This window comes from Paracoccus lutimaris, assembly GCF_003337565.1.
GTDB lineage: Bacteria > Pseudomonadota > Alphaproteobacteria > Rhodobacterales > Rhodobacteraceae > Paracoccus > Paracoccus lutimaris.
In genome coordinates, this window is record NZ_QPJL01000057.1 from 1 (window position 1) to 5,666 (window position 5,666).

At 62.9% G+C, this 5,666-nt stretch carries 8 protein-coding genes and 2 pseudogenes; 5 read left to right on the plus strand and 5 right to left on the minus strand.

Going from position 1 to position 5,666, the window contains the following annotated elements; all coding sequences use genetic code 11:
• Positions 1-152: pseudogene (locus tag DFP89_RS19530) on the minus strand (IS256 family transposase); the annotation flags it as partial.
• 96 nt (positions 153-248) lie between these two features.
• Positions 249-548, minus strand: a pseudogene (locus tag DFP89_RS19535) (transposase); the annotation flags it as partial.
• Between the two features lie 369 nt (positions 549-917).
• On the opposite strand from DFP89_RS19535, the gene DFP89_RS19540 reads away from it, so the two are divergent.
• A complete protein-coding gene (locus DFP89_RS19540) occupies positions 918-1,790 on the plus strand; it encodes a helix-turn-helix transcriptional regulator (RefSeq protein WP_114350989.1) in 873 nt (290 codons plus the stop codon).
• 76 nt (positions 1,791-1,866) lie between these two features.
• On the opposite strand, the gene DFP89_RS19545 is transcribed toward DFP89_RS19540, so the two are convergent.
• Both DFP89_RS19545 and DFP89_RS19550 read right to left on the minus strand, forming a co-directional pair.
• Positions 1,867-2,565, minus strand: coding sequence for a thermonuclease family protein (locus DFP89_RS19545; protein ID WP_114350990.1), 699 nt, complete (start codon positions 2,563-2,565; stop codon positions 1,867-1,869).
• A gap of 885 nt (positions 2,566-3,450) precedes the next feature.
• A complete protein-coding gene (locus tag DFP89_RS19550; RefSeq protein ID WP_181870410.1) occupies positions 3,451-3,735 on the minus strand; it encodes a helix-turn-helix domain-containing protein in 285 nt (94 codons plus the stop codon).
• Between the two features lie 52 nt (positions 3,736-3,787).
• Between DFP89_RS19550 and DFP89_RS19555 the strand changes: the two genes are divergently transcribed.
• Entirely contained in the window at positions 3,788-4,231 is a 444-nt protein-coding gene (locus DFP89_RS19555) for a hypothetical protein (protein WP_181870411.1), read from the plus strand.
• Positions 4,232-4,244: 13 nt separating this feature from the next.
• Here DFP89_RS19555 and DFP89_RS19560 read toward each other — a convergent pair whose 3' ends face one another.
• Positions 4,245-4,505 carry a helix-turn-helix domain-containing protein gene (locus tag DFP89_RS19560; RefSeq protein WP_245948883.1) on the minus strand — a complete coding sequence of 87 codons (261 nt, stop codon included), beginning with the start codon at positions 4,503-4,505 and terminating at the stop codon, positions 4,245-4,247.
• Positions 4,506-4,586: 81 nt separating this feature from the next.
• Here DFP89_RS19560 and DFP89_RS19565 point away from each other — a divergent pair, with 81 nt between their 5' ends.
• The 3 genes from DFP89_RS19565 to DFP89_RS20630 all read left to right on the plus strand — a co-directional run.
• Complete coding sequence (locus tag DFP89_RS19565) at positions 4,587-4,892, plus strand: hypothetical protein (protein ID WP_114350993.1); 306 nt, start codon at positions 4,587-4,589, stop codon at positions 4,890-4,892.
• 65 nt (positions 4,893-4,957) lie between these two features.
• Positions 4,958-5,437 carry a hypothetical protein gene (locus DFP89_RS19570; protein WP_114350994.1) on the plus strand — a complete coding sequence of 160 codons (480 nt, stop codon included), beginning with the start codon at positions 4,958-4,960 and terminating at the stop codon, positions 5,435-5,437.
• A gap of 28 nt (positions 5,438-5,465) precedes the next feature.
• On the plus strand, positions 5,466-5,666 hold a 201-nt coding region (locus DFP89_RS20630; RefSeq protein ID WP_220269890.1), incomplete at its 3' end, for a hypothetical protein.

Sequence of the window (5,666 nt, forward strand, 5' to 3'; positions counted from 1 at the left end):
CTTTCCTCAGCGAACGCGGCGAGGAGCGTTGCCAGCTCGGCCTCAACCGCTTGTTCGATCAGCTTGCGCGCACCCTCCCGGATGAGGTCCGTCAGTGGATCCGGCGAAAACCCCGATGGATCGGGCAGCGTGCTGATGGTAGTCTCCGACATGTGGCATATCCCTTTCTCGGCTGAGAATTGACGGCGTCTGAACACCGCCATGATATGCCGCCCCTCAGGGCATCACCAACTTTCGCGCGTTACTCCGGTGCTGTCGATCATCTGGAGTTTGTCGGGCGCAAGCTTCGCGTGGTTCAAGGCATCCAGGATGTCTTCCCACAGCCCGGCGAGCGTCCAGCGCCGGAACTGCCGATAGATGGAGGACCACTTGCCAAACTCCTCTGGCAGGTCCCGCCAGGGCGCGCCGGTCCGCGCGATCCAGAAAATACCATCCATAACAAGCCGATGGTCCGCAGGCTTGCGCCCGTTCGGATGCCGGACGGCTCGGATGAAGCCCTCAAAGAATGTCCATTCGTCGTCGGACATCAGGTTGCGTGCCAAGCTCATCTCCTACGTAGAGATGAGCTTGAATCACAGGGCGCAGGTCTGTGGAATCCCTTTTGTCAACATGACCTAATCTCTCTCACAAAATATGGCTCTCAAAGTCAGTAGGCTAGAAGTGTCTGGCTAATAACGGAAGCTCATTACTCTTCTCGAAGTTGAAATCGTTAAAGGCGCACAGAGGTCTTGTGTGGGTATACATGCGCGACGCCAATGTCAGCTTTGCTGGCGGCAGATCGATAGCTTGCAAGTGCAGCGAACGGCAGTTCTCCGCCCTTCTCAACGTTTTTCGTCTGGCGTCGACGGGATGACTCGGTGCAGATGGTGTAATGAATCATTTCCTTTTGATCGCAATAAAAGCAAGAAATTCTTGACATGAATACCTTGCGCACAACGCGTTGCACATATGGACTGACGCAAGCCTCAGTCGCGGCCTCAGCCAAGATCAGCCTGCCGACGCTGCGGGCGCTCGAGCGGGGCGAGGGTGGTGTTCGGGCGCTGGTTGCGGTCATGGCGGTGCTGGATCTGCGCTGGGGCTGGGCGCCGGACCGGGTGCAGGCGGCGCGGGCTCTGGCTGATCGGCGGCGGGCGCGGGGGTTCAGCCAGGCGCAGCTGGCCAATCGGATCGGGGTCAGCCGACCGGTTATCATTGCGCTTGAGCGGGATCTGGGTGCGACGGTCGCAACGCTGGTCAGGGCGGCGGCAGTGCTGCGCGTCAGGCCGGTTCTGCGTGCGGCCCCCTCGGGACGCGGCGGTCTGGTGCCTGCGACGAATACCCCGGCGCAGGATTTGGTGATGACGCCGCCGGAGCTGGCGGCAGCGGTGATCGCGTATTTCGCAGATCGGATGACGGGCAAGGTGCTGGACCCGGCCAGAGGGCGAGGGGCGTTTCACGACCTGTTTCCCGCCCATCTTAACCGGCATTGGTGCGAGATCACCGAGGGACGCGATTTTCTAGACTGGCACGAACCGGTCGACTGGGTGATGACCAATCCGCCCTGGTCGCGGCTGCGCGATTTCAGCCGCCATGCCATGCGGATCGCGCCGAGTATCGTCTGGCTGGCGCCGCTGACCAATCTGACGACCAGGGCGCGGCTGCGCGATCTGGATGAGGCCGGGTTCGGCATTGCAGAGCTGGTGCTGATCGACACGCCGAAGGACTGGCCGCAAAGCGGGTTTCAGCTGGTCGCGGCCTGGTTGCGCAAAGGGCACAGCGGCGGCTGGTCGGTGAGGCGACTGGCGGATTAGCCGCAGTGAACTGACGATCCGGCTGCCATCGCAGGCGACACGACCCCGCGCCGAGATGCCGGACCGCCTGAATCTCTCAGCAGATACTCTCGCAGGGGATGCCGTCATTGTCGCGGTCAAGCTTGCCGCCCCAAGGGCAGTTCTGCAGATACCAGCGCGCCTCGTCGCAGCTGCCGATCTGCGAGCAGGTCCGGCGCGGGCCGCAGGACCAGTTTTGTCCTGCGAATTCGTAAAGCCTCTGCATTGTCGGTGCCACATTCTGACCGCTACGACGTTCCGCACGCCAATCCCAGGGCATGTCGAAACGGCCCTGCCAGATCCCGCGCTGGCCGGTCCGGGCGTCGTCCTCGGCGGCGATATAGGCGGTCGAATACTGGCGGTAGGCCACCGCCCAACCCTCGCGCACCATCCAGCGGTTCAGGTTCTCGCCGCCCGCAAAGCAATCCGCCACCACCCGGCCATAGCGATCGGTGTCGGTCTGCTGACAGTTGACCTGCCGTCGTCCGATCCGATCTGACAGCGCCAACGCCGCCTGCTGGCCACAACGCCATGCCGTGCCGCGCGCGTTCTGGCAACGCTGGCCGCTTTCCGGCGCGTCGATGCCGTTCAGCCGGATCCGCGTGCCGTGAATCTCGATGGTGTCGCCGTCAATGACCGAGGCCACGCCCTGCAGATCGGGGTCGACCGTTTCGCCGGAACAGGCGGGCAAAGCACCGGCGAGAACAAGGGTAATGGCAGCAAGGGCGGGATTCACCAGACGTTTCGGATGGCTCACCCCTGCCTATCCGTTGGGCAGGGCCGGGCAAAGCACCAACAGGTCCAGAGAGGGAACTGTTTATTAAGAATTTTAGCGGATGGTGTTTGGTGTAGAGGAGCGGCCGTCACCCATACCGCGCCGTCACATGAGCCATGATCAAATGAAGACAATCACCAAATGAGCCTATGAGGCAGATCACCAAATGATCAAATGAACATTCTGGCTCGTGTCCATCACAGCAGATCCGCAGGTTGCGCATTCAAATCCCCAGATGATCAGATGAAGATTGTCACCATTTGATCATGCTGAACGCGCGTTGCAGCGCAGTCCCTGCGCAGCAGTGGTCGCTGATAAAGGGAGCCTGCCGCGCCATTGGCCGGGCAAACCTGTGGCGGCCCCGGCGGTGCCATCAAGGTCGTGACCAGTTGCGTGAATGCCTATGCTGAGAGAACCGGGATAAGCCCGTCGCGCCAGCCCCGGTTACCTATCCCGTCCACATGGCTGAAGCTCAAATCCGACGTCTTGCTCACGCTGGATAGAGGTCTGGGGTAACGTCTTGGTCGCTGGCACCATGATCAAATGAGGCTTTCCACCCAATGAGGCTATGAAGCAAATCACCCGATGATCAAATGAACATATTGACCCATGTCTGACTCTACGAAGCCGCAGGCTGCGTCATCAATGCTTCATTTGATCAATTGAGGCTTGTCACTATTTGATCATGCTGAACGCGGATTGCAGCGCAGTCCCAGCGCAGCGGCTGTCGCTGATCCAGGGGGCCTGCCGCGGCATTGTCCGGGCAAGCCTGTGGCGACCTTTGCTGCACGATCGGGACCGCGAAGGAATACGCGCACAGGCCGGGTGATCTCGTATATCCCTGCTGCGATCCAGCGCTTCACCGCTTCACTGCCCCGCCAGCGCCTCGGCCTCGCGGATCAGGTCGGAGAGCCGCTTGTCCAATCCTTTCGCCAGCTTCTGCATGGAGTTGATCGTCGGCTGATTGCGCAGGCTTTCGACCCTGCCGACGAGGACCGTCGAGATGCCTGCGCGCCGGGCCAGTGCCTCTTGCGACAGGTCCAGCGCCTCGCGCCGCCTTCGCAGAACCGTGGCGAAGGCGGGAATAAGCGGATCTGTGGGTCGTGTTTCGATGCCGGAAATAATTGTCGCTGCCCCTCTTGCAAATATCACTGTATATTGCTCATATAGTGTGGTGAGTTCAACCAGTGACCAGGGGCGGCCGATGCAGGAACCGGAAATCGACAATGGCCGCCTGAATGATGTTTCGACAGGGGAAGCGGACGGCCTGTCGCTGTCGGATTTATCGCATCTCATGCAGGCTGGCGGCGCCAGGGAAGGTGCTGACCACCAGATTGATCCTGAGTTCCTGACGACCCGGTCCGCGCTGGAACAGGCCTGGAGCGATTATGCCCGCTGCGATCATCGCGCTGCCGAAGCGGGCTTCACAGCGACAGACGCAGGCCGCGCTGCGATGGCGGAGATGGACCGGATCCAGCACCGCATCCGCGATATCGAGACCGGGCTTGCGGCGCGGCCGGCCGGGAATCTGGCCGAACTGCGCCTCAAGATCGCGCTGCTCTCGCTCGACGGGCAGCTGCGGCCCGAGTTCGAGGCGGGCGTTCTGGCGGATGCGATGCGGCTGCTCGCCGCGCGGGAGAAGGGCTGATGCTGCGGTCCCGCTATTCCTTTGCCGGTTCCTCTTCGGCCTCGCGGACCAGATCCGACAGCGGCACGCCCAACCCCTTGGCGAGCTTTTGCATGGTGTTGATTGTCGGCATGTGGCGGCCAAGCTCCAGCAGGGAGACGAAGCGCATCGAGACATCAGCGCGCCGGGCCAGCGCCTCTTGCGACAGATCCTGCGCCAGACGCCGACGCCGCAGGACGGTGGCGAAGGCCTCGACCAAAGGCTCGACGGTGCGGGGCGCGGGTTTGATCGACAAGGGCTGTGCTCCGGATGGTTCGGGAAGGATGTTACACCGCAAATGCTATGAATTCAAATCGTGATCTGACGGAGGCCCGCGATGCCTGAGCAATCCCCCACCATCGACTGCGGCCATTGCGGCGCGCCGGTCAAGCGCAGCGCCCGGACCTGTCCGGCCTGCCATGCACAGCGCGGCGTCGGCCGCATCGCCAGCGGCCGCGTCGTCGGACCGGAAAAGATCCCCAAGCTGCGGCGCCTGCTGGCGTTGTCTCTGGTGGGCATCGCGGTGTTCTGGGCGACCGGCGTCTGGGAAGGCGCGGTCGTCTGTGGCGTCGTCGCGCTGGGACTGGTTTTTCAGTCGGGCAGCGTGATCTTCAGTCGCGGCCAGGAATATTGGTTCCGCTGAGGATCGGCGCCTGACCGCGTTCCCCAATCCCCTTTGATCTCGCACGTCTTTCGCAGGAGTCCCGCATGAATCCGAAATCCCTTTTCCTCGGCCTGGCGCTTGTCATCGCCGCCAGCCCGGTCGCGGCCGAGACCTATCTTGGCCGCTGCAAGATGGGCGAATGCCTGCATTACGACCAGAGCGACCGCCGTGTCGAAGGGCAGGGCTCGGCACGGGTGCCGGGTGATCTGGTCCGGGTCATGCTGCGTCAGGCGGTCTCGGACCGGCCCGATACGCCGAAAAAGCGCCTGCAATTCGACGCGCCCTCCGAGGTGCGGTTTTTTTGCAGCACCGCCCGCCCGGCGTTTGGCTTGCGGGGCGGCGGCTATCAGGGCCTGAACCTCGGCCAGATCTCTGGCGCGACGGAACTGGTCGCGAACATGTATCTGCGCGCCTGTCATCCGGGCGTCGATCCCGGCCGGAACATCGAGACGACGCTGCAAAGCCTCGGCTATCGTCCGACGCCCAACGGCATCTTTGCCAGCTTCGAGGCGCTGATCCGCTAGGATCGGCACGTCCGGGCCGCGATGCGCAATGCGCGCATCTGACGAACGCAATCCTTGCGCAGCGCACGACACGCCGCCCGACAATCCCATGCCCCAGCCCCCGCCGCGCCGCCGCGCGGCGGCCATCCCGCTTATATGCCCGTTTCCGGAGGACGCCCCCATGCTCAAGACCCTCGCTCTGACCACCTGCCTCGGCCTGATCCTGGCCGCGCCGCTGGCCACCCCGTCG

Bases quoted from the DNA above. Each gene is read 5' to 3' on its own strand.
- DFP89_RS19555 (WP_181870411.1), top strand. From the start codon at position 3,788: ATGCAGGAACCGGAAATCGACAATGGCCGCCTGAATGATGTTTCGACA.
- DFP89_RS19565 (WP_114350993.1), top strand. From the start codon at position 4,587: ATGCCTGAGCAATCCCCCACCATCGACTGCGGCCATTGCGGCGCGCCG.
- DFP89_RS19570 (WP_114350994.1), top strand. From the start codon at position 4,958: ATGAATCCGAAATCCCTTTTCCTCGGCCTGGCGCTTGTCATCGCCGCC.
- DFP89_RS19540 (WP_114350989.1), top strand. From the start codon at position 918: ATGAATACCTTGCGCACAACGCGTTGCACATATGGACTGACGCAAGCC.